Annotated in this window: 21 protein-coding genes; 6 read left to right on the top strand and 15 right to left on the bottom strand. The window is 48.3% G+C overall.

Features of this window, described 5'->3' with window-relative positions; translation table 11 throughout:
* The first annotated feature begins 35 nt into the window (after positions 1-35).
* Together GVY42_RS14245 and GVY42_RS14240 are read left to right on the top strand one after the other, a co-directional pair.
* Complete coding sequence (locus GVY42_RS14245) at positions 36-1,268, top strand: MFS transporter (protein ID WP_159563591.1); 1,233 nt, start codon at positions 36-38, stop codon at positions 1,266-1,268.
* Positions 1,269-1,321: 53 nt separating this feature from the next.
* Positions 1,322-1,717, top strand: a complete 396-nt coding sequence (locus GVY42_RS14240) for a thiol-disulfide oxidoreductase DCC family protein (RefSeq protein ID WP_143180258.1) — start codon at positions 1,322-1,324, stop codon at positions 1,715-1,717.
* A 34-nt stretch (positions 1,718-1,751) separates the two neighbouring features.
* On the opposite strand, the gene GVY42_RS14235 is transcribed toward GVY42_RS14240, so the two are convergent.
* The 4 genes from GVY42_RS14235 to mutY all read right to left on the bottom strand — a co-directional run bounded on the left by GVY42_RS14235 (position 1,752) and on the right by mutY (position 5,618).
* The gene (locus GVY42_RS14235) at positions 1,752-3,500 is read right to left on the bottom strand and encodes an ABC transporter ATP-binding protein (protein ID WP_159563590.1); all 1,749 of its coding nucleotides are present in this window, start codon (positions 3,498-3,500) and stop codon (positions 1,752-1,754) included.
* 39 nt (positions 3,501-3,539) lie between these two features.
* Positions 3,540-4,082 (bottom strand): DUF402 domain-containing protein, encoded by a 543-nt coding sequence (locus GVY42_RS14230; protein WP_015880896.1) that lies wholly within the window; start codon positions 4,080-4,082, stop codon positions 3,540-3,542.
* An 89-nt stretch (positions 4,083-4,171) separates the two neighbouring features.
* Complete coding sequence (locus GVY42_RS14225) at positions 4,172-4,597, bottom strand: hypothetical protein (RefSeq protein ID WP_159563589.1); 426 nt, start codon at positions 4,595-4,597, stop codon at positions 4,172-4,174.
* Entirely contained in the window at positions 4,584-5,618 is a 1,035-nt protein-coding gene (gene mutY / locus GVY42_RS14220) for an A/G-specific adenine glycosylase (protein WP_159563588.1), read from the bottom strand. Before mutY ends, GVY42_RS14225 begins: the two co-directional genes overlap by 14 nt.
* Before the next feature lie 88 nt (positions 5,619-5,706).
* On the opposite strand from mutY, the gene GVY42_RS14215 reads away from it, so the two are divergent.
* Complete coding sequence (locus GVY42_RS14215; RefSeq protein ID WP_015880893.1) at positions 5,707-6,690, top strand: metal-dependent hydrolase; 984 nt, start codon at positions 5,707-5,709, stop codon at positions 6,688-6,690.
* Positions 6,691-6,716: 26 nt separating this feature from the next.
* Here the strand turns inward: GVY42_RS14215 and GVY42_RS14210 are convergent, their stop codons facing one another.
* A complete protein-coding gene (locus GVY42_RS14210; RefSeq protein WP_159563587.1) occupies positions 6,717-7,250 on the bottom strand; it encodes a YceI family protein in 534 nt (177 codons plus the stop codon).
* Between the two features lie 220 nt (positions 7,251-7,470).
* Here GVY42_RS14210 and adh point away from each other — a divergent pair, with 220 nt between their 5' ends.
* The 3 genes from adh (at position 7,471) to GVY42_RS14195 (ending at position 10,200) form a co-directional block, all read left to right on the top strand.
* Positions 7,471-8,991, top strand: a complete 1,521-nt coding sequence (adh, locus tag GVY42_RS14205) for an aldehyde dehydrogenase (protein WP_159563586.1) — start codon at positions 7,471-7,473, stop codon at positions 8,989-8,991.
* Position 8,992: 1 nt separating this feature from the next.
* A complete protein-coding gene (locus GVY42_RS14200; RefSeq protein ID WP_015880890.1) occupies positions 8,993-9,355 on the top strand; it encodes a DUF779 domain-containing protein in 363 nt (120 codons plus the stop codon).
* Between the two features lie 119 nt (positions 9,356-9,474).
* On the top strand, positions 9,475-10,200 hold the full coding sequence (locus GVY42_RS14195) for a nuclease-related domain-containing protein (protein WP_159563585.1): 726 nt from the start codon (positions 9,475-9,477) through the stop codon (positions 10,198-10,200).
* 41 nt (positions 10,201-10,241) lie between these two features.
* Here GVY42_RS14195 and GVY42_RS14190 read toward each other — a convergent pair whose 3' ends face one another.
* From GVY42_RS14190 to GVY42_RS14145, 10 genes are all read right to left on the bottom strand, one after another.
* Positions 10,242-11,312 carry a PotD/PotF family extracellular solute-binding protein gene (locus GVY42_RS14190; RefSeq protein ID WP_159563584.1) on the bottom strand — a complete coding sequence of 357 codons (1,071 nt, stop codon included), beginning with the start codon at positions 11,310-11,312 and terminating at the stop codon, positions 10,242-10,244.
* Positions 11,309-12,103 carry an ABC transporter permease gene (locus GVY42_RS14185; protein ID WP_074037704.1) on the bottom strand — a complete coding sequence of 265 codons (795 nt, stop codon included), beginning with the start codon at positions 12,101-12,103 and terminating at the stop codon, positions 11,309-11,311. Before GVY42_RS14185 ends, GVY42_RS14190 begins: the two co-directional genes overlap by 4 nt.
* On the bottom strand, positions 12,100-12,921 hold the full coding sequence (locus GVY42_RS14180; RefSeq protein ID WP_015880886.1) for an ABC transporter permease: 822 nt from the start codon (positions 12,919-12,921) through the stop codon (positions 12,100-12,102). The genes GVY42_RS14185 and GVY42_RS14180 overlap by 4 nt, the downstream gene beginning before the upstream one ends.
* Positions 12,908-14,014, bottom strand: a complete 1,107-nt coding sequence (locus tag GVY42_RS14175; RefSeq protein WP_074037705.1) for an ABC transporter ATP-binding protein — start codon at positions 14,012-14,014, stop codon at positions 12,908-12,910. The genes GVY42_RS14180 and GVY42_RS14175 overlap by 14 nt, the downstream gene beginning before the upstream one ends.
* A 21-nt stretch (positions 14,015-14,035) precedes the next feature.
* A complete protein-coding gene (locus GVY42_RS14170) occupies positions 14,036-14,575 on the bottom strand; it encodes a helix-turn-helix domain-containing protein (RefSeq protein ID WP_159563583.1) in 540 nt (179 codons plus the stop codon).
* A 150-nt stretch (positions 14,576-14,725) separates the two neighbouring features.
* On the bottom strand, positions 14,726-14,995 hold the full coding sequence (locus GVY42_RS14165) for a YfhJ family protein (RefSeq protein WP_015880883.1): 270 nt from the start codon (positions 14,993-14,995) through the stop codon (positions 14,726-14,728).
* Complete coding sequence (locus GVY42_RS14160) at positions 14,992-15,306, bottom strand: YfhH family protein (protein WP_015880882.1); 315 nt, start codon at positions 15,304-15,306, stop codon at positions 14,992-14,994. Before GVY42_RS14160 ends, GVY42_RS14165 begins: the two co-directional genes overlap by 4 nt.
* Before the next feature lie 68 nt (positions 15,307-15,374).
* A complete protein-coding gene (locus GVY42_RS14155; RefSeq protein WP_074037706.1) occupies positions 15,375-16,553 on the bottom strand; it encodes an RtcB family protein in 1,179 nt (392 codons plus the stop codon).
* A gap of 9 nt (positions 16,554-16,562) precedes the next feature.
* Positions 16,563-18,608 (bottom strand): ABC transporter ATP-binding protein, encoded by a 2,046-nt coding sequence (locus GVY42_RS14150; protein WP_159563582.1) that lies wholly within the window; start codon positions 18,606-18,608, stop codon positions 16,563-16,565.
* Between the two features lie 22 nt (positions 18,609-18,630).
* Complete coding sequence (locus GVY42_RS14145; RefSeq protein ID WP_159563581.1) at positions 18,631-20,355, bottom strand: ABC transporter ATP-binding protein; 1,725 nt, start codon at positions 20,353-20,355, stop codon at positions 18,631-18,633.
* Positions 20,356-20,580: the final 225 nt, after the last annotated feature.

The raw sequence follows: 20,580 nt of genomic DNA, 5'->3' as shown, positions 1-20,580 counted from the left end.
CCCCATTACAGTAGAACCAAGGAGGTGCTCACCATATGAAATTTAAAGATTTTCCATTAAATGTCCGTTTGCGACTCGTTTGCGGATTTTGTATTCGAATCGTCGGATCAGCCATTTTCCCATTCATGGCACTCTATTTCTCAGAAGAGTTGGGGAAAGTCCCCGCTGGAATCATCATGACCTCATTCGTTATCGTCGGTTACTTGACCGGTCTATTCGGTGGGTACTTTTCCGATCGGTTCAATCGGAAGGTTGTCTTACAAATTGGCCAGGTGATTCAAATCATCTGTTTTCTTGGGATGACCATCGCCATTCACCCATCGAATAACTGGGCACTCGTCGTCGCCATCCTCTACTTCGGACATGCCGTTTCGAACGGATTGAACTATCCGGCACTTGAGGCAATCGTCATCGACTCCATGGAAGAATCGAATCGAAAAGCCATCTACGTGTATGACTACTGGCTCGTCAACTTGGCTATCGCCGGAGGCGTCATGCTCGGCGGCGCCTTCTATCGCGACCATCGTTTCGCCCTCTTCATTGGTATGACGGTCATTCTCACTGTGACCACCATCGTCCTTCAACGCTATTTGGTCGACACATACACCGGCAATCGTTCAACACCGTCAAATCCGATTCATGGTGTCATCGAAAACTATAAAATCGCGTTACGCGACCGCCGATGGATCACATTCGTATTTGGAAGTATGCTCGTCTTTTCGACCGAGTTTCATATGGCGAACTATATCGGTGTCCATTTAGCAGAGTCATTCGAAAGTCGTCAAATTCTCGGGATACCTTTTGATGGGGTTCGCATGATGGCGTTTATGCAACTAGAGAACACCTTGCTCGTCGTCGCCATCACGTTTGCGGTCACCGCTTTCGTCAAACGTTTCAAAGAGAAGACCATATTCTTCATTGGCTTATCGTTATATATCACAGCATACGCCGCCATTACCTCGATGAACTCCTTTATCGTCCTGGCCACACTCGCAATCATCTTCACAATCGGCGAACTCCTCTACTCTCCGATTCGGCAAGTGAAACAGGTTGACCTCCTCAATCCTGAACGTCGGGCTTCCTACCTCGCGTTCGGCGGGCTCACATTCCATGGAGCCAAGTTGGTTGCTGCGGCAGGAATTGTCGTCGGCGCGTTCATCGGTCCGGTCTTGATGAGCGGTTACATGTTTGTCTTCGGTGCCCTCGGTGCTTACTTGTATTATGTATCGCTCTACAAGATGCAACCTGCTCGCCAACTCGCTGCTTGACGTTTAACATGAAGACAAAACGGTAAAACAGTACGATGAAGGAGGCGAAGTACTTGCCTGCGATTGTTTTATTTGATGGCGATTGCAACTTCTGTGATGCCAGTGTTCAGTTCATCATTCGTCATGATCGACACGCCTCGATTCACTTTGCTTCGCTCCAAAGCGAGGTCGGTCAGTCGCTCCGAGCACGACACCGGATCCCGGAATCAGTCGACAGCATCGTCTATATTGAGGAAGGGGTTCCTTACTTAAAATCAGACGCTGCGATTCGAATTGCCGAACACCTTGATGGCCGTTGGCGCCTGCTTCGACTCATTCGTTTCATACCTAGACCGATTCGTGATCATGGATATACGTTGTTCGCCAAATATCGGACACGTCTATTTGGAAAGAAGGAAGTGTGCACACTCCCTTCACCAGATGTTCGTAAACGATTTTTAGACCGCTAAAAAAGTCGAGCCCATAGGGACTCGACTTTTTTCATTATTCAACTACAGCTAAATCTTGAATCATATACAGGTCGTAATACGCCCCGCGACGACGCATCAGCTCTTCATGCGTACCCGTCTCCATGATTTGACCGTTATCCACGACGACGATTTGATCGGCGTCCGTAATGGTCGACAAACGGTGGGCAACGATTAACGTCGTCCGCCCTTTCGTCAGACGGGCCAACGAGTCTTGAATCATCGCTTCACTTTCTAAATCAAGCGCACTCGTCGCCTCGTCTAAAATCAAGATTGGTGGATTCTTCAAGAAGACACGTGCAATCGCAAGCCGTTGCTTCTGTCCACCAGACAGTTTGACACCTTTCTCCCCGACCGGTGTCGCATACCCGTCCTGTAATTTCGAGATAAACTCATGGGCGTTCGCCGCCTTGGCCGCCGCGATGACTTCTTCATCCGTCGCATCCGGTTTCCCCATCCGAATATTCATCGCGACCGATTCGCTGAAGAGGACCGAATCCTGCATGACCATTCCGATTTGATCACGAAGTGCACGTAATTTGAAATCACGCACATCGACGCCGTCGATTTTGATGCTTCCATCCGTCACGTCATAGAAACGCGGAATCAAACTGACGAGTGTCGACTTCCCTCCACCGGACATTCCGACAAACGCCACTCGTTCACCAGAGCGGATTTGAAGGTTCACATCGTTCAACGCTCGTGCCCCGTCCTGTTCATACGAAAAGCTCACATGCTCAAGGTCGATTTTACCTGCTGTCGACAACGGGACGAACCCGTTCGATTTCTCTTCGATATCATATGTTTCATCCAAAAACTCGAAGACACGGTCCATCGATGCGACCGACTGCGTGAGTGTCGTCGCCGAGTTGACGAGACGACCGAGCGGTGCATAGAGTCGGTCGATGTACGCGATGAACGCGACGAGCGTCCCGAGCGATACCGCTTCTTGAATGACGAGCCACGATGCCGTCGTGAAGATGAGGATTGGCGCGATGTCGGTGATGGTCGATACGACGACATACGTCTTTGCGTTCCAACTCGTATGTTTGAGTGCCGCGTTCAGGAAACCACCATTCTGTTGTTCAAATGCCTTATTCTCATATGGCTCTAGCGCAAAACTCCGAATGACCGCCATCCCGTTGACGCGCTCTGTCAAATGCCCTTGTAAATCAGCGAGTGCCGCCGACCGTTCACGCGTCAAACGACGCAACCGCCCATAGAAATAGCGGACTGCGATCGCATAAAACGGAAGTGGTAAAATCGCAATCAACGTGAGTTGCGGGTCAATCGTGTACATGATCCCGATGGCGATAAGGATGGTGACCATGTCGAGCCAAATATTCATCAGCCCGGTGATGACGAAGTCTTTCGTCTGTTCGACGTCATTGATGATCCGTGAAATGATTTGTCCCGTCTTATTGTTTGAATAATAGCGGAGTGACAACTTTTGGACGTGGTCGAATAACCGGTTCCGCACATCGAACAAGACACGCGTTGCGGCCCACTGCGCCAAATATTGACGCAAGTATTCGATCGGTGGCTTGAGGACCAAGAAGACGAAGAAAACGATGCTGAACAACCAGACGAGCGTCGTGTAGTCCTGCCTCGGCGCGTCGTCCGTCAAATAGTTATCGATGACATATCTATAAAGTAACGGTAATCCGAGCGGGATGGAAAACTTCAAAATCCCGACGAAAATGGTAAGGGCAATTTGTTTCTTATACGGACGAACAAACTGCAAATAACGTTTAATACTACCCATAATGCCTCCTGACTTAAGAAAAAAAGCGGAGATGAGGAATCATCTCCGGTAACGTGCTTCGTATTCGCGATACCATTCATCGACGAATGTTGGGTTGAACGGCCCTTTCCGTCCTCGAATCCAGTTGATCAGTTCTTGCACGTTCTGCTTCAAGATTCGATCAATCGCTTTCGGATAATTCATCTCGCGACGATGCCGCTCATATTCATCTTCATCTAAAATCGTGTACGACATATCCGGGAACACCTTGATGTCCAAATCGTAATCGATATATTTGATGGCACGTTCATCCCCATCAAATGTAGTCGGCGAACCTAGATTACAGTAGTAGTAAATCCCGTCTTCGCGAATCATACAGATGACATTGAACCAATACTCAGATGAAAAGTAGCAAATTGCCGGCTCTCGCGTTCTCCATTGCCGACCGTCTGACTCGCTGACCATGATGCGATCATTGAATCCGATCATATCCGTTTTTGACGACTGAAGGACGAGCGTTTCTTCCCAAACGCGATGCAAAGTTCCGTTGTGCTTGTAGCTCTGTATCTCGATTTTGCTACCTGCTTTGGGAAATAAGCTCATAAGCTCCTCCTTTCCGCTATGATGCTATACAATTCTCATATTTAATTATAGCGACTTTCAGAACCAATGAAAAAGGAAATCTCTTATTTTCATGAATTTAGTGTTTTTTGGAAGGCCCGCGCCCGTTCTTGGAACATCGGACGAAGCACGAAATACTCGACGAGTATGTTCGGGACATAGCTATCGAACGTCACTTCGTCGATCATGACCGCCTTGCCATCACGCGACTCGACCCGGTGCACATGTGTGAACCGCTTGAACGGAAACGGCAACGTCTTTCCTTGATCGCAGAATGCCTGGTTTCCCACAACGGTGATGGCACTGGTCCATGGCAGTTCCACCGGACCGACCCCAACGAACAACTTCACTTCATTCCCTTCGACCGAGGCGCCATCCCCCACTAAGCGTACTTTAGGAAACTTCGTCAGCTTCGTCAAAAGCGAGGCATCCTGTAACAAATCCCAAAGTGAATCGACCGTCGTATCATGTGTCGACTCTACATCAAATCGTCTCACGTTCGCCACCTGCCAATCGTTCTAATTTTTGTTGAGCCACAGAAACCGTCTTCACCTCACGCTCCGAAGCGTCTAGCCAGACGACGTCATCCGTCGGAAGCGTATCGACGCGATACAAATCGATATACCAAACGATATGAGAGAAGACATGTTTCACTTGCCCAAGATACGTTCCGTTAAGTTGTTCCCCCGTTCCTCGATCCATAAGCGGATATTGCCACATCCCAGCAAGCAACCCCTTATCCGCTCGTTGTTCGTAGGCAACTTTTCCATCTTTCTCGATGCACAGCGCGTCATACATTTCGATACGTGCTGCTCCCTTCTTCGTTTTGACCGGCAGCTCATCTTGTACATGATGCGCATATGCATAACATGTGTCTTGCACGGGACAGAGTGAGCACATCGGATTTTTCGGTGTACAGACCGTCGCACCCAACTCCATCACGCCCTCGTTAAAATCGGATGCGTGAGTCGGATCCATCAATCGACGAACGACTTGTTCAAAGATTTTGCGCGTCTTCGGCAAGGCGATGTCGTCATAGATCCCGAATTGACGGGACATGACGCGCATGACGTTTCCATCCACAGCCGGCTCCGGTTGATTGTACGCAATCGATAGTACGGCTCCCGTCGTATATGGTCCGACCCCTTTCAGTTTCTCGAAACGTTCCTTCTCCTCCGGGACAATCCCCTCGTAAACAGAAGCGACTTCTTTGACCGCTTCGTGTAAGTTTCGGACGCGAGAATAGTAACCGAGCCCTTCCCAATACTTTACGACCTCATCCGTGTCAGCAACTGCGAGATCTTCGAGCGTCGGAAAGCGATCCATGAACCGGTTGTAATATGGGATGACCGTATCGACTCGTGTCTGTTGCAACATCACTTCACTTACCCACACACGGTAAGGATTTTTCGCATGACGCCAAGGTAAATCACGCTTTTCGCGATTAAACCACGTGACGAGTTCCGCGTTGAAATGGTGAATATTATAATTTGTGAACATTTTATCAAGATTAAGCATTGTGTTTCCCCTCGTTTTAAAAATATTGTATGATAAATAAGAATAGATGACGTAATTCTTTCATTATTGATGGAGGTGCTGACGCACATTGGATACTGCGACACACATTGGTATGGGACTTGGTTTAAGTGCCATCGCGACGCTCAGCCCAGAAGTGTCAGGTGATGCACAACTATTTTTAGCGATGACAGCCACGGCTCTCGTCGGCTCGCACGCACCAGACTTCGACACCGTCTTTAAGTTAAAAGGAAATAGTACGTATTTACGCCAGCATCGTGGTCGTTCACATGGAATCACCGCGCTTCTCGCTTGGCCAATCATCGTCAGCGCTGTCATCGGGACGGTCCTCGGTGTCAATCCTGCCTCCCTATGGGTCATGGCACAAATCGCCGTGTTGCTTCATGTCACGGTCGACTTATTTAATGCCTACGGGACGCAAGCGCTACAACCTTTTTCGAAAAAATGGATCGGCTGGGGCGTAATCGGGACGTTTGATCCGTACTTGTTCTCCGCTTATTACGGTGCATATGCATTATGGATGATAACGGGTGCGACTGTCCCTATTTTTGCACTGCTCATTGCGCTTGTCATCAGTTACTATGCCATTCAGTTTAAATTACGTAACCGCGCGCTCGCTACCGTGGCGAGACACTTTGCAGGGGCACATGAATTGTTCATCTCTCCAGGAATCGGTTGGGATGACTGGCATGTCGCCGTCCGTTTCCGTGATGGTCTCGGAGCCGTAAAAGTAAAAAAAGGCAAAGTCATCGAATGTGGTCGCTTCCGCGACAAACCGATGCCAGGAGAAGAAGATCTCCATTTCGTAGAGGCTCGGAAAAATGCAGACTTACAGGCGTTCCTCGAGTTTTCTAAAATTCACACGTACACCGTGACACGTCATAACGGGATGATCGAATACCGCTTTACAAACTTGCGTTATTTCTCTAAAAACATGTATCCGTTCGTTGCGGTCGTCATCGTCGACGAGCAGACGAATGACGTGTTGTCATCCTTTACAGGTTGGGTGTTTAGCGAAGACAGTCTTCAGAAAAAATTGGTATACGAACAATAAAAAGTCGCTCACCTGAGCGACTTTTCTTATGCCTCCGATTCAGTGAATTGGAGCTCGAACTCGAATTTGACTTTCTTATCGACGAGAACACCGCCCGCCTCAAGCGCTTGGTTCCACGTTAATCCATAGTCCTCACGGTTGAGCGACCCTTCTCCGGAGAAGGCGTGTTTCGTGTTGCCCCATGGGTCTTTGGCGCTTCCTTCATACTCCACTTCGAACGTCTCTTCCCGAGTCGTTCCTCGAATCGTTAAATCCCCTGTCACTTCGAATTCTCCGCCCCCTTTTGAACGGAAAGAAGTTGAATGAAAGACGAGATGCGGATGTTCCTCGGCATTGAAGAAATCGCCTGAACGAAGGTGGTTATCCCGATCTGTGTTATTGGTGTCAATCGATGCTGCCTGAATCGTCACTTTCACACTCGCATTCGCTAGATCGCTCGGCTCACCGTTCGCCTTAATATCAAATTCTTCGAATTCGCCCTTCACCTTGGAAATCATCATGTGCTTGACCGTGAACGTGATCGAACTATGCGCCGGGTCAATTTGATATGTCTTAGCCATCGTGACTCACTCCTTATGGATAAATTAATGTGTACAATCTAGTCATTTCCACAAATCTTGAGTTCAAAACGTTTTTACAAAAGATTGACAAATTATTGTCGAAAAATTTTGACTTTTATCACATCATACCGTTACGATGAAAAAAGGGAGTCGTTCGCTTACTGAAAAATGTAAGCGCATACATAACTCCTCTATCTCGTATGAAAAGGGAGGAACGATCATGATTTATGAAGTACCGAACTCAGCAGGAACGAAAGTACAGTTTAAAGACCGTTATGAGAACTACATTAACGGAAAGTGGACCGCACCGGCTGGTGGAGAATACTTTGAAAACACATCTCCTGTAAATGGGAAAGTATTATGTGAAGTCGCCCGCTCAACGAAAGAGGATATTGAACTTGCTTTGGATGCCGCTCATGCAGCCAAAGAGGATTGGGGCAAAACGTCTGTCACGAAACGTTCTGTCATCTTGAATAAAATTGCAGACCGCATGGAAGAGAACCTTGAAATGCTCGCCTATGCGGAAACATGGGAAAATGGGAAGGCAGTTCGGGAAACGCTCAACGCTGACCTTCCGCTCGCCATCGACCACTTCCGTTACTTCGCAGGGGTCATCCGCTCACAAGAAGGCGGCATCAGTGAACTCGACCACGATACAGTCGCTTATCATTTCCATGAGCCACTCGGCGTCGTCGCTCAAATCATTCCATGGAACTTCCCGATTTTGATGGCGGTCTGGAAACTCGCACCGGCACTCGCTGCCGGAAACTGTGTCGTCTTAAAGCCGGCAGAACAAACACCTTCTTCAATCATGGTTCTCATGGAACTCATCGAAGATTTATTACCACCTGGTGTCATCAATATCGTGAACGGTTTCGGTCTCGAGGCAGGAAAACCACTCGCATCGAGTGACCGTGTCGATAAAGTCGCCTTCACCGGTGAGACGACGACAGGTCGCCTCATTATGCAGTACGCTTCTCAAAACATCATCCCTGTCACGCTTGAGCTCGGTGGAAAGTCACCAAATATCTTCTTTGCCGACATCATGGAAGCGGATGACGATTTCTTCGACAAAGCAATCGAAGGTCTCGTCATGTTTGCCTTGAATCAAGGGGAAGTCTGTACATGCCCATCTCGCGCCTTGATTCAAGAGTCGATTTATGACAAGTTCATGGAACGCGTGCTAGAACGCGTCAAAGCAATCAAGCTCGGTAACCCACTCGATGCCGATGTCATGATGGGTGCACAAGCGTCGAACGAACAGATGGAAAAAATCCTGTCTTATCTCCAAATCGGGAAAGAAGAGGGCGCAGAGTGTCTAATCGGTGGAGAGCGCAACATGATGGACGGAGAGCTCGCGGATGGGTATTACATTCAACCGACCATCTTCAAAGGTCATAACAAGATGCGAATCTTCCAAGAAGAGATTTTCGGACCGGTCTTATCCGTGACGACATTCAAAGATGATGCGGAAGCACTCGCCATCGCGAACGATACCCTTTACGGACTCGGGGCAGGCGTGTGGACACGAGACATGAACCGTGCATACCGCTTCGGTCGTGAAATTCAAGCAGGACGTGTCTGGATCAACTGTTACCACTCCTATCCGGCACATGCTGCATTCGGTGGTTACAAAATGTCCGGAATCGGTCGTGAGAACCATAAGATGATGCTCGGTCATTATCAACGTACGAAAAACATGCTCGTCAGCTACAGCGAACAAAAACTCGGGTTCTTCTAAGATGGTGAGACGAGTCGAGGCCACCCCCGCCGCGCTCGAACTCATCGAACGTCTCAAATCAAAACACGGTCCCCTCCTCTTTCATCAGTCAGGAGGATGTTGTGACGGGAGCTCTCCCATGTGTTTCCCACGTGACGAGTTCATGGTGGGCGACCACGATGTTCTTCTCGGTGAAATCGGCGAGACGCCATTTTATATCCATGAGAAACAATATGATTATTGGAAACATACACAACTGATCATCGATGTGGTCGATGGTCGAGGTGGTATGTTTTCCCTTGAAGGTGTCGAAGGGAAACGATTTTTAGGACGTTCTCGAGTCTTTACAGAAGAAGAGCGTGAGGCGCTGAAGCATGAAACCTAAGCAAAAGGACCCATTTCGATGGGTCCTTTATGATGTAAAAAACGATTATCCTCGATTGTAAAAAATATACATATGAATCATCTCGCTTCTTGTATAGTGGATACAAAGGGAGGGATTTGATGGCTTCACTACTAACAGAATTGTTCGAAGGTATTTTCGTCACCTTGATTAGCATATTCGCACCCATATTTCTCGTCCTCACACTCATCATCATCTATAAGGTCAAGCGTTATAAAAACAGTCAATATTCTCAACAAACTCGACATTCTTACTTCAAAGTGGTTCAAGACACCGGTCTATTCGGAGAGTACCTATGTGTGGCGGAGATTGAGTCAAAGTTCTTTCAACCGTTGATTCTGACAAACCTGTATCTCCCCCATCCTTCTAAAAAAGATCGAACCACTGAGATCGATGTCATTTTAATCAACCAATCCGGGGTACATGTCATCGAGTCCAAAAACTATAGCGGTTGGATATTCGGTCGGGCACGTGACCAATACTGGACGCAGACACTCCCCCGCCGTAAAAAACACCGCTTCTTCAATCCAATCAAGCAAAATGAATTGCATCTCAAAGCCATCGAGCAAGTGCTTGGAGTGGACCGAACCCATCTCCACTCATGGATTGTGTTCAGCAATCGTTCGACGCTCAAACAAATCGAATCTGCCGAGGTCCCTGTGCTCAATCGCCAACAGTGGATCAAAGAGCTGATCACCTACCAAAACTTTGTTTTCGATCTCGATGAGCAAGTCCGACTATACGAAATCTTACACTCCTTCACACAAGTCGACACGACTGTCGCTTTGAAACATATCGAAGACATCAAGTCGACGATCAAGCAGTAAACAAACATCCCCGTACTCATGATGAGCGCGGGGATGTTTCGTCATTTACTCTGCATTTTAAAGCGTAAATACAATTCGTTATAGTAAGCGTTCATGCGCTTCCCTAGGTTTTCATACACTTCAAGGTCCTGCGTCACTTCACGAGACGGGTAGAACCGTTCATCCGATGTGACTTCTTCATCCAAGAATTCGAGAGCCGCTTCGTTCGGTGTCGAGTATCCGACATAATCCGTGTTACGTGCCGCAATCTCAGCATCTAACATAAAGTCGATGAACTGATGTGCCCCGTCCACGTTTTGTGCCGTACTTGGGATGACGAGGTTATCAAACCAGAGATTCGTGCCTTCTTCCGGAATGACATACGTCAGTTCTTCGTTCTCATACATGATTTCCGACGCATCTCCGGACCAGACGACGGCTGCCGCTGCCTCACGGTTCGCCATCAGCATTTTGATTTCGTCTCCGACGATGGCTTTGATGTTCGGCCAAAGCGTTTCCAACTTTTGCTCCGCCTCAATCAACTCATCTTTATTCGTCGTATTGAGGGAGTAACCAAGCGAGTTCAGGCCGAAGCCCATCACTTCACGTGTCCCGTCCGCAAGGAGAATGTCGTTCTCGAGCGGCATTTCCCACAGGTCGTTCCATGAAGTGATCTCACCATCGACTAGTTCAGGATTGTAGACGATCCCGACCGTGCCCCAGAAATAAGGAACCGAGTACTTGTTACCCGGGTCGAATGATTTATCGAGGAAGCGCGGATCGATATTATCAAAGTTTTCGAGTTTATCGTAATCGATTGGGAGAAGAAGATTCTCCTCTCTCATCTTACTGATCGCATAATCGGATGGAACGGCGACATCAAAGGCCGTCCCGCCTTGCTCAATTTTCGTGAGCATCGCTTCGTTCGAGTCGAACGTTTGATAAACGACCTTCAACCCGCTCTGCTCTTCGAACTCACCAATCAATTCTTCATCGATATAGTCTCCCCAGTTGTAGACGACCAGTGTGTTGTCGCCGCCGAATCCTTGCGCAGCATTCAGTTGCTGAATCCAAAGAAGGAGACCGAAACTGACGATTAATGGGATCGCCAACATGATGACTAGTTTTTTCATCGTCTAACCTCCTTTGATCCTCGTTGCGCCAACACATAATATCCGATGACAAGGATGAGCGTGAAGACGAATAGAATCGCAGACAACGCATTGATTTCAAGCGAGATGCCTTGACGTGCCCGCGAATAAACTTCTACGGCGAGCGTCGTGAAGCCGTTCCCTGTCACAAAGAATGTAACAGCAAAATCATCTAACGAATAGGTGAGTGCCGTGAAGAAACCGGCAAATACCCCTGGCGTGATATATGGCAGAATGACTTTCGTCAATACATCCCACGTACTGGCACCAAGGTCACGTGACGCATCAATCAACGTCGGACTCATCTCTTGGAGTTTTGGCAACACCAAGATGACGACAATCGGAACCGAGAAAGCGATGTGCGACAAGAGGACCGAATAAAAGCCTAACTGAATCCCAAGCATCGTAAAGAGAATCAAGAAGGACGCCCCGATGATGACGTCCGGGCTAACGATCAAGACATTGTTCAATGATAAGAGGGATGTCTTCGTATACTTTTGTTTCGCCGTATAGATGGCGAGTGCCCCGATGACACCGAGCACGGTCGAAATCGTCGCCGAGAGCAGCGCGATGACGATTGTATTCAAGACGATGACGAGAAGTCTCGTGTCCGTGAAGAGCGACTTGTACCATTCGAGGGTGAACCCTTCGAAGTTACTCATCGTTCCGCCACTGTTGAACGAGTAGAAGACCAAATATAGAATTGGCGCATACAAGATGAAGAACACGGCCGCCAAGTATAGATTTGATAATTTGAATCGTTTACGTTTCATCGACGAACCGCTCCTTTCGCACCCCAGTCACGTGTGACGACCATGACAAGAACCATCGCCAAGATGAGGAAGACGGCAATCGTCGAGCCCATCCCCCAGTTTTGTGTGACAAGGAATTGTTGTTCAATCGCTGTACCGAGTGTGATGACCCGGTTCCCGGCGATGAGTCGGGTGATCATGAAGAGCGATAATGCCGGAATAAAGACGATTTGAATCCCTGACTTGACGCCGTCAAGCGTCAACGGGAAGATGACACGTCGGAATGTCGTCCAGTTCGATGCACCTAAATCACGGGATGCGTAGACGAGTGATGGCGGTAACTTCTCAATGGCGTTGTAAATCGGCAAAATCATGAACGGGATGAAGATGTATACCGAAACAAAGACGAAACTGAAATCGGTGAATAGAATCTGTTTCGTCCCAATACCGATGGCTTCTAAAAATTGATTCGTAATCCCGTACGTCCCAAAAATTCCAAGGAACGCATACGCCTTTAACAACAAGTTAATCCATGACGGCAGCAAGATGAGTAAGAGCCAAAGCTGTTTATGCTTCGTCTTCGTCAACAAGTATGCCGTCGGATACCCGACGAGTAACGAGAAGAACGTAATGAGAAACGCATACCAGAACGACGAGAGCGTCATCGACAAATACGTCGACGTGAAGAACGTCTGATAGTTTTCTAAACTCAAATTCCCATCGATATCAAAAAAGGAATAATAGACGACGAGGACGAGTGGTGCGATGACGAACAAGGCGATCCAAATCCAATAGGTCGTCAAATATACCGTCTTTGCGGTCTGATTAGTTTGATTCATGAGGGACCTCCTCGTAGGATTCGAGACGACGGTCAAATTCTTCTTCTGTTTCACCTAGTCGCATGACGTGAATCGCTTCTTCGTCAAACGTCAATCCGATTTTTGATCCGACGATTGATTTCTTCGTCGAGTGGACGAGCCATTCGTTTCCTTCTTGGTCATAACAGCAAATCTCGTAGTGGACACCTCGGAACAATTGAGAATCAACGTCGACAACAAGTTTCGCTGCATCGACCGATGTCATCTCTAAGTCTTCCGGACGAATGATGACCTCAACTTTTTCATTGCGATCAAATCCTTGGTCGACACAGTCAAACGTTTTACCAGCAAACGTGACGACATTGTCTTCCGGCATGACACCCGGCACGATATTGGATTCACCGATAAAGTCTGCAACGAAACGGTTGATCGGTTCATCATAAATATCAGTCGGTGTCCCACTCTGAACAATTTTCCCGTTGTTCATGACGAAAATCTCATCCGACATGGCGAGCGCCTCTTCTTGGTCGTGTGTGACGAAAATAAAGGTAATGCCAAGACGTTGCTGTAACTCACGAAGTTCATATTGCATCTCCGTACGAAGTTTCAAGTCTAAGGCAGAGAGCGGTTCATCAAGGAGAATGACCTCCGGCTCATTTACGATTGCGCGGGCGATGGCGACACGTTGGCGCTGTCCACCTGACATCTCATCGATTTCGCGCGAGCCGTATCCTTCTAAGTTAACAAACTTGAGAGCCTGCTCCACTTTCGCTTTCACATCTGCTTCTTTCAATTTTTTAATCCGGAGACCGAATGCCACATTCTCAAATACGTTTAAATGAGGAAACAGCGCATAATCTTGGAACACGGTATTCACTTGTCGTTTATTAGCCGGCACATCGTTGATTCGTTTCCCGCTGAAGTGAATACCTCCTTCGGTCGCATCGGTAAATCCGGCGATGAGACGCAAAATCGTCGTCTTCCCACATCCCGATGGACCGAGAAGCGTATAAAACTTCCCACGCTCAATCTCAAAACTAATATCTTCAAGGACGACTGTGTCGTCGTAACGCTTTGACACGTGGTCAAAGCGAATAATTGTCTCTGCATTCATGCTGTTTCCTCCTCTGTTGACTTATAAATATGAATGGGTCGCGACGATGAGACATTCACTCTCTCCATCGTTATCGTTGACGAGTTGATGCGAATCCGAGGCGACATAATAAAGGGTTTCCCCTGTCTTGGCAAAATATGTGTGGTTCCCTAATTTCAAGGCGATTTTACCGGACAAGATGTATACGAGCGTCTCCGAACGCGAAGGCTCATATTGTTTGAACTCTCCATGTTTGAAAAATGTGACAAGGATTGGCTCCATCTCTTTTTCATTCGATTCCGGGATGAGCCATTCTGTCCGATATTTGCGTTCTTCATCCGTATAGATGGTGCGATCGTCAACGGTGTACACCACTTTTTGATTCAAGTCTTCATCAAAAAACTCTTTCGGGGAACTCCCGAGGACATTCAATAAATCGAATAACGTTTCTAGTGAGGGAGAGCTTAAATCCCGCTCGATTTGAGAAATATAGCCTTTACTCAAATCGGTACGTTCCGCCAGCTCCTCTTGGGTCAACCCTTTTTTGATCCGGAGCCGCTTAATGTTTTGACCTACTTCCAACGACTGAACGCCTCCTTCTTGTTTAGTGAAACATGAGTTCAACTAAAGAAAGTTTATTTATACTATACTTTAAAACAAACTATTAGCGACCTTCATTATAACGAATTGTTGAAGAATTGCAATAAAAAAGTCACGCCCTAAGGACGTGACTCAGTGTAAGTTCCGTTTAGACATCAAATGCTTGAACTTTTCGTTTTTCGTTTGGAACAAATGGAGCTGTGCCCCATATGCATCGATCTGTTGAATGACGTATTGGAAAGCCTTTGCCTCTCCCGGATACGGTTCGCCCGCCTTGGCAAGTGAGGTCTCAAAATCTTCCCATAACACTTCGACCCACGTCACCGCTTCTGAATCGTTCAAGACGTCATTTTTCTCTTTTAGAATGACCGCAAGCCGTTCATATTGTTCGTTCCGGTTCATCGCTTCACCTCCGACAATTCTGAGAGCGGGATGGCCCGTTCTGTCATCTCGCCTTCAAACGTCCCCCAGCCCATGACGCCGTTGACGAATTTCAAGCGAAACGGACGGTCATTGTAATTGACGACATATGTTTCACCTGGACGAAACGATGATGGGTCAATCAAATAGCTTTCGGCAATCGCAATCCGTCGAAGGACGACTTCAATTTCGCTGACCATGCCCATCTGTTCAGCCTTTCGTTTCCGTTCATGTAATGCTTGAATCTCTTGCTCTAACTCATATTTCGATAAGTCACTTAACCGCTTTTCCACATCGTTCACCTCGATGTAAGCGTATCAGATTTTACGAAAAAAGAAAAAGACGAGACTGAGTACGTGACTCAGTTCGCCTTGAAGTTGTAAAGTGGCTTGATGATTTGATCGATTTGAACGGCCGGTTCGATATAACGAACAATTTCTTTCATCGACTTATACACAAATGGTGATTCATCGATTGTCGATGGGCGAACTGATGTCGACCAGACACCTTCCATCGAACGTTTGAATTCTTTGAAATCGACGCGTTTCCGCGCGGCCGACCGAGACATGATCCGACCTGCGCCGTGTGGACCCGAGAAGTTCCAGTCTGGATTCCCTTTCCCCGTACAGATGAGCGAACCGTCTCGCATGTTCATCGGAATGATGACTCGCTCTCCTTCTTGAGCGGAGATGGCCCCTTTTCGCAGGATCATCGCATCATGATCGATATAGTTATGGACGGTGTCGAATTGATCGACGATGTTCCAATTCATCGCTTCGACGATTACATCAGTCATCGCACGACGGTTCGCCGCCGCGTATTGTTGAGCGATGCGCACGTCATGCATGTAATCGTCCATATCCGCTCCCTCCACATAAGCCAGGTCTCGAAATGGTTTCCGTGACGCCCGCTCTGTTTCCAGATAAGCCGAGATTTCTTGTTGTCGACCTAAGGCTTTCAAACGCTCAATTTCTTCTTTTACATCATGTGTTTCCATCATGTGTTGAATCGCTCGCTCCTGATAGTGATCGGCAATCTGCACCCCAAGATGGCGCGAACCGGAATGAATGACAAGAAACGTACGTCCCGAGTCATCTCGGTTCACTTCAATAAAGTGGTTCCCCGAGCCGAGCGACCCGACCGAGCGCAAGGCTCGGTCGAGTTTATACGGCGCTCGCACCTCTTCTAATGGAAGTTCAGATGCGTATGGATGAACCTTCTCCCGAATGTTCATCCCGCTCGGTACGAGTTCACGAATGAGGTCATCGAGTCGTTGAAAATCGATCCGCTTGGCTTTGATCTCCGTACAAAGCATCCCACACCCTAAATCGACACCGACCAGGTTTGGCACGACTTTGTCTTGAATCGTCATCGTTGTTCCAACGACCGATCCTTTCCCCGCATGCATGTCCGGCATGATCCGAATCGATGCCCCTTGTGTGAACGGTTGGTCGAGCAATGTTTCAATTTGATTCCGCGTCATATCATCGATTCGTTCGTTAAACACTTTGGCGCGGTTATATTTCCCCTTGATTTCCATGTGACCTCCTTAACTGATGGCTTGTTGTTTACTCTGTAATTCATGCATTCGGGCGTAGACACCACCATACTCGATGAGTGACTGGTGATTGCCTCGCTCAATGATTCGCCCGTGGTCGAGAACGAGAATCTGGTCCGCTTCCCGAATCGTCGAGAGTCGGTGCGCGATGACAAATGTCGTCCGACCGTACGTGAGTGTCTTGAGCGCGTCCTGAATCAATGCCTCCGTCTCCGAGTCGACGCTCGCTGTCGCTTCATCGAGGACGAGGATGGCCGGGTCAAAGACGAGGGCGCGTGCGAAACTGACCAGCTGTCGTTCTCCACTCGAGAGTGAAGCTCCACGCTCGATCACCGGCTCATCGATGCCTTGCGGTAGCTGCTTCACGAAGCGGTCTGCCCCGACGGCTGTGAGTGCTTTCCATACCTGTTCGTCCGTAATCGTCTCATCTCCAAGCGTGACGTTCGTCCGAATCGTTCCAGTGAATAGGAACGGGTCTTGTAAGACGATCCCGAGATGGTCTCGTACCGCCTGCGTCGGTAGTTTAGTCACGTCCATGCCATCGATTCGAAGGACTCCGGCCGAGGGGTCATAGAAACGCATGAGCAAGTTCATGATTGAACTCTTCCCGCTTCCGGTATGCCCAACGAGTGCGACCGTCTCACCAGGAGCTGCGTGTATTTCAATCTGTTGCAACACCGGTTTCCCTGCTTCATAACTGAAGGTCACGTCATCAAAGACGACATCCCCTTTAAAGCGTGGAAGACGTTCTGATGAGACCGGTTCCCCTTTCTCGTCGAGCAGTTGGAACATCCGGTCGGCCGAGACAAGCGCTTGTTGGAGTGGTGACAATTGGTTCATGATCTGTGTCACCGGCTCAAAGATCCGCGAAACATAGTCGATATACGCGTACAGAATCCCGAGTGTTAAGACACTTCCCGTACCAAGCGTTTGTGCCCCGACAAACCAGATGAGCAAGGCGAGCGCCATGTTTCGGAAGAAGTTGACGAGATTGTGGCTCATCAACGCATCCAATTTCAACAACTTTCGTCTCGTTTGGAAGTTGTCGCTGTTCTTCTCATTGAACTCGTCATAAACGAGATTTTCGCGGACGTATGATTGAATGATTGGCATCGTTTGAATGCTCTCGTTCAACTGCGCGTTCATATCCGCGACGAGTGCGCGGACACGGAAGTTATTTTTTGTCGAGAAACGTTGGAACAACTTGATCCAGACGATGACGACCGGGATGATAATGAGCGAGACGAGCCCTAGACGCACGTCTAGGAAGAACATCGCAATGAGTACCCCAATCATCATGACGACACTTTGGAAGACACGAGCGAGCACTCCTAAATACAGGTCGCGAATCGTCTCTGTATCATTCGTGACACGACTGACAATCTTCCCGATTGGTGTCTGGTCAAAATAACGTACCGGAATCGTTTGAAGATGCTTCATCACGTCAAGACGCATCGTCTTTACGATTTTATGCGCTGATCGTTGTAGGAGCATCTGTTGTCCCCAGTTCAATCCGGCCGCAAATAGTAACAGGACGACGTACAATCCCGATAAGAGAAGGACAGCTCGTAAATCCGTCTGATAGAACTGGAACACGTCGGTCGACGAGAGCGCGGCAATATTGTCATATGTCGCCGTCTCGTCTCCTCTTGAAATCGTCAGCACGTCGCCTTCGACTTCACGAACGCCTCCGCTTATAACCACATCAGGTACGAGATAGTAACCATCGGTCGTTTGTACGATCGAGACCGGCTGAATCACCTCTTGGCCATCTAGTCTCGTTTCTTTCTCATAAGAATCTCCATTAAAGGAAACACTACCGCCGGATTCGACTTGAACCCAGTCACGTTCGATGGCGACGATATGCTCATCGATAATGATTTTGGCGATATACGGCCCGGCAAGTTCTGCACCGACCGCTAAAAAGAGTAATGTCAGTCCGAGGAAGATGGAGCGCTTCACTTGCTTGGCATAACCAACGAGTGAGCGGATCGTCTTCTTCCGGCGGACCGGATCTAATTCATATTGATCGATCATGAGAGATTCCCCCTTTCCCGGATTACTCCGTCTCTCCTTGTCGAATAAATTGTTCATAGTACCAACCGTGTCGTTCCATCAGTTGGTCGTGGGTGCCGCGCTCGGTGACTCGTCCGTCTTGAAGGACGAGAATTTGGTCGGCATGTGCCACCGCAGAAAGACGGTGCGCCACGATAAAGGTCGTCTTCGCCTCACGGCTCGTGCGGACCGAATCGATTATGCGTGATTCCGTCTTCGCATCGACCGCTGAGAGCGAATCGTCAAGAAGCAGAATCTCAGGATTTTTCAGTAAAGCACGTGCAATCGATAATCGTTGTTTTTGTCCACCTGACAGCATGACCCCTTGCTCCCCAACGACGGTATCGAGACCGTTCTCCAAGTGTTCGATGTCTGTATCGAACGCCGCGAGGTGAATGGCTCTGTCGAGTGCTTCATCCGAGACATCATCGACTCCGAAACGAATGTTATCACGCACCGTTTTCGAGAATAGGAGGTGCTCTTGTGACACATACCCACTCCAGCCACGGACCGTTTCAAGTTTAATGTCCGAAATCGGCACCCCGTTCACGAGAAGGGAATCGTCAATCGGATACTCCCGGAGCAATTGACGTAACAACGTCGTCTTCCCAGCTCCAGTCGGTCCGACAATCCCAATCGTCTCACCACGCGAGACGTGCAGGACGATGTCTTCTAACGACTCCCGATTCGAGTTTGGATAACGGAATGAGAGCGATTTGAAGGTGATTTTCTCTGGTACATCGATGTGAACCGTTCCGGTTGACGAAACGTCCGGTACCTCATTCATCGTTGTCTCAATCCGTTCCAAGCTCGCCGTTCCTCGTTGGACGACGTTGATGAGTTCCCCGAAGGCATACATCGGCCAAATCAACATCCCTAAATAAATGTTGAAGGAAACGAGTTGACCGAGCGTGATGTCGTTCGTAAAGACGAGATACGTCCCGAACGAGAGTCCGATCAAATAGCTGAGTCCAACGAGTAATTTGATAACCGGCTCAAACAAGACGTCAATTTTAGCGACATGCATGTTTTTCGCCATCACGTCATCCGTGATGTCATCAAATTTTTTCGTATCCGCCTCTTCTTGGACGAAGGAGCGGACGACCCGAAGACCAGAGATGGATTCAACGACTTGGTCGTTCATCACGCCGAACGAATCTTGGGCTGCCGTGAAACGTGTATGAATCTGACTCCCAAGTTTATTCATCGACCAGGCGAGAATCGGCATTGGCAAAAGTGCTGCGAGCGTCAACTTCCAATCGATGAACACGCCCATAATCGTCAAGGCGATGAGCGTCATGTTGAACGAGTCGACTAATGTCATGACCCCAAATCCCGCTGTCCGCTCCACCGCTTTTAAGTCATTCGTCGCAAGTGCCATCAAGTCACCTGTGCGATGTTGTTGATAGAAGCGCGGTGTTTGTTTGAGGAGGTGACCAAAGAAGCGACCTCTCAATTTCTTTTCAAGTAAAAAGGCTGTCCCGAAGAGTCGGGCAATCCACAAGTACGACATCACGTAAGATAACACCATAATGCCGAGTAGCGACGATACAATCAGAATCAATCGCTCTGTCGTCAAACTTCCTTCACGAATCGCATCGATCGCCTGACCAATAATCCAAGGCGGCAGCATATCTACAACCCCTGTGATGATCAGTAAAATGATTGCAATCACATACGTTCGTTTCTGTCTTTTAATAAACCAATCCAATTGCTTAATCAGTTTCATGACTGATTTCCCCCTTCCGCCTCACCCATCCAAGCACGCAAAAAAGCGCACTCCACCTGATTGTGCAACCAATCAAATGAAGCGCGCTTGAAGTAGTCTTCAGTCTTTTGCATGGTCAGGGAAAGGACACTACCCCTATCCAGCTGCCAATGTCACGCAGTTAAATACGAGTAGCCATATGATGTTTTGAGTGTGTTTGTGAGTGCAATGTTGTTCATCATTCTG

Source organism: Exiguobacterium sp. 8A (assembly GCF_902506275.1).
Taxonomy (GTDB): Bacteria; Bacillota; Bacilli; order Exiguobacteriales; family Exiguobacteriaceae; genus Exiguobacterium; species Exiguobacterium profundum.
Note: the sequence above shows the minus strand (reverse complement) of the source record. Positions and strands in the feature narration are given on the sequence as shown.

Bases quoted from the DNA above. Each gene is read 5' to 3' on its own strand.
- GVY42_RS14245 (WP_159563591.1), top strand. From the start codon at position 36: ATGAAATTTAAAGATTTTCCATTAAATGTCCGTTTGCGACTCGTTTGC.
- GVY42_RS14235 (WP_159563590.1), bottom strand. From the start codon at position 3,500: ATGGGTAGTATTAAACGTTATTTGCAGTTTGTTCGTCCGTATAAGAAA.
- GVY42_RS14230 (WP_015880896.1), bottom strand. From the start codon at position 4,082: ATGAGCTTATTTCCCAAAGCAGGTAGCAAAATCGAGATACAGAGCTAC.
- mutY (WP_159563588.1), bottom strand. From the start codon at position 5,618: ATGCTTAATCTTGATAAAATGTTCACAAATTATAATATTCACCATTTC.
- GVY42_RS14210 (WP_159563587.1), bottom strand. From the start codon at position 7,250: ATGGCTAAGACATATCAAATTGACCCGGCGCATAGTTCGATCACGTTC.
- adh (WP_159563586.1), top strand. From the start codon at position 7,471: ATGATTTATGAAGTACCGAACTCAGCAGGAACGAAAGTACAGTTTAAA.
- GVY42_RS14200 (WP_015880890.1), top strand. From the start codon at position 8,993: ATGGTGAGACGAGTCGAGGCCACCCCCGCCGCGCTCGAACTCATCGAA.
- GVY42_RS14195 (WP_159563585.1), top strand. From the start codon at position 9,475: ATGGCTTCACTACTAACAGAATTGTTCGAAGGTATTTTCGTCACCTTG.
- GVY42_RS14190 (WP_159563584.1), bottom strand. From the start codon at position 11,312: ATGAAAAAACTAGTCATCATGTTGGCGATCCCATTAATCGTCAGTTTC.
- GVY42_RS14185 (WP_074037704.1), bottom strand. From the start codon at position 12,103: ATGAAACGTAAACGATTCAAATTATCAAATCTATACTTGGCGGCCGTG.
- GVY42_RS14180 (WP_015880886.1), bottom strand. From the start codon at position 12,921: ATGAATCAAACTAATCAGACCGCAAAGACGGTATATTTGACGACCTAT.
- GVY42_RS14175 (WP_074037705.1), bottom strand. From the start codon at position 14,014: ATGAATGCAGAGACAATTATTCGCTTTGACCACGTGTCAAAGCGTTAC.
- GVY42_RS14165 (WP_015880883.1), bottom strand. From the start codon at position 14,995: ATGAACCGGAACGAACAATATGAACGGCTTGCGGTCATTCTAAAAGAG.
- GVY42_RS14155 (WP_074037706.1), bottom strand. From the start codon at position 16,553: ATGGAAATCAAGGGGAAATATAACCGCGCCAAAGTGTTTAACGAACGA.
- GVY42_RS14150 (WP_159563582.1), bottom strand. From the start codon at position 18,608: ATGATCGATCAATATGAATTAGATCCGGTCCGCCGGAAGAAGACGATC.
- GVY42_RS14145 (WP_159563581.1), bottom strand. From the start codon at position 20,355: ATGAAACTGATTAAGCAATTGGATTGGTTTATTAAAAGACAGAAACGA.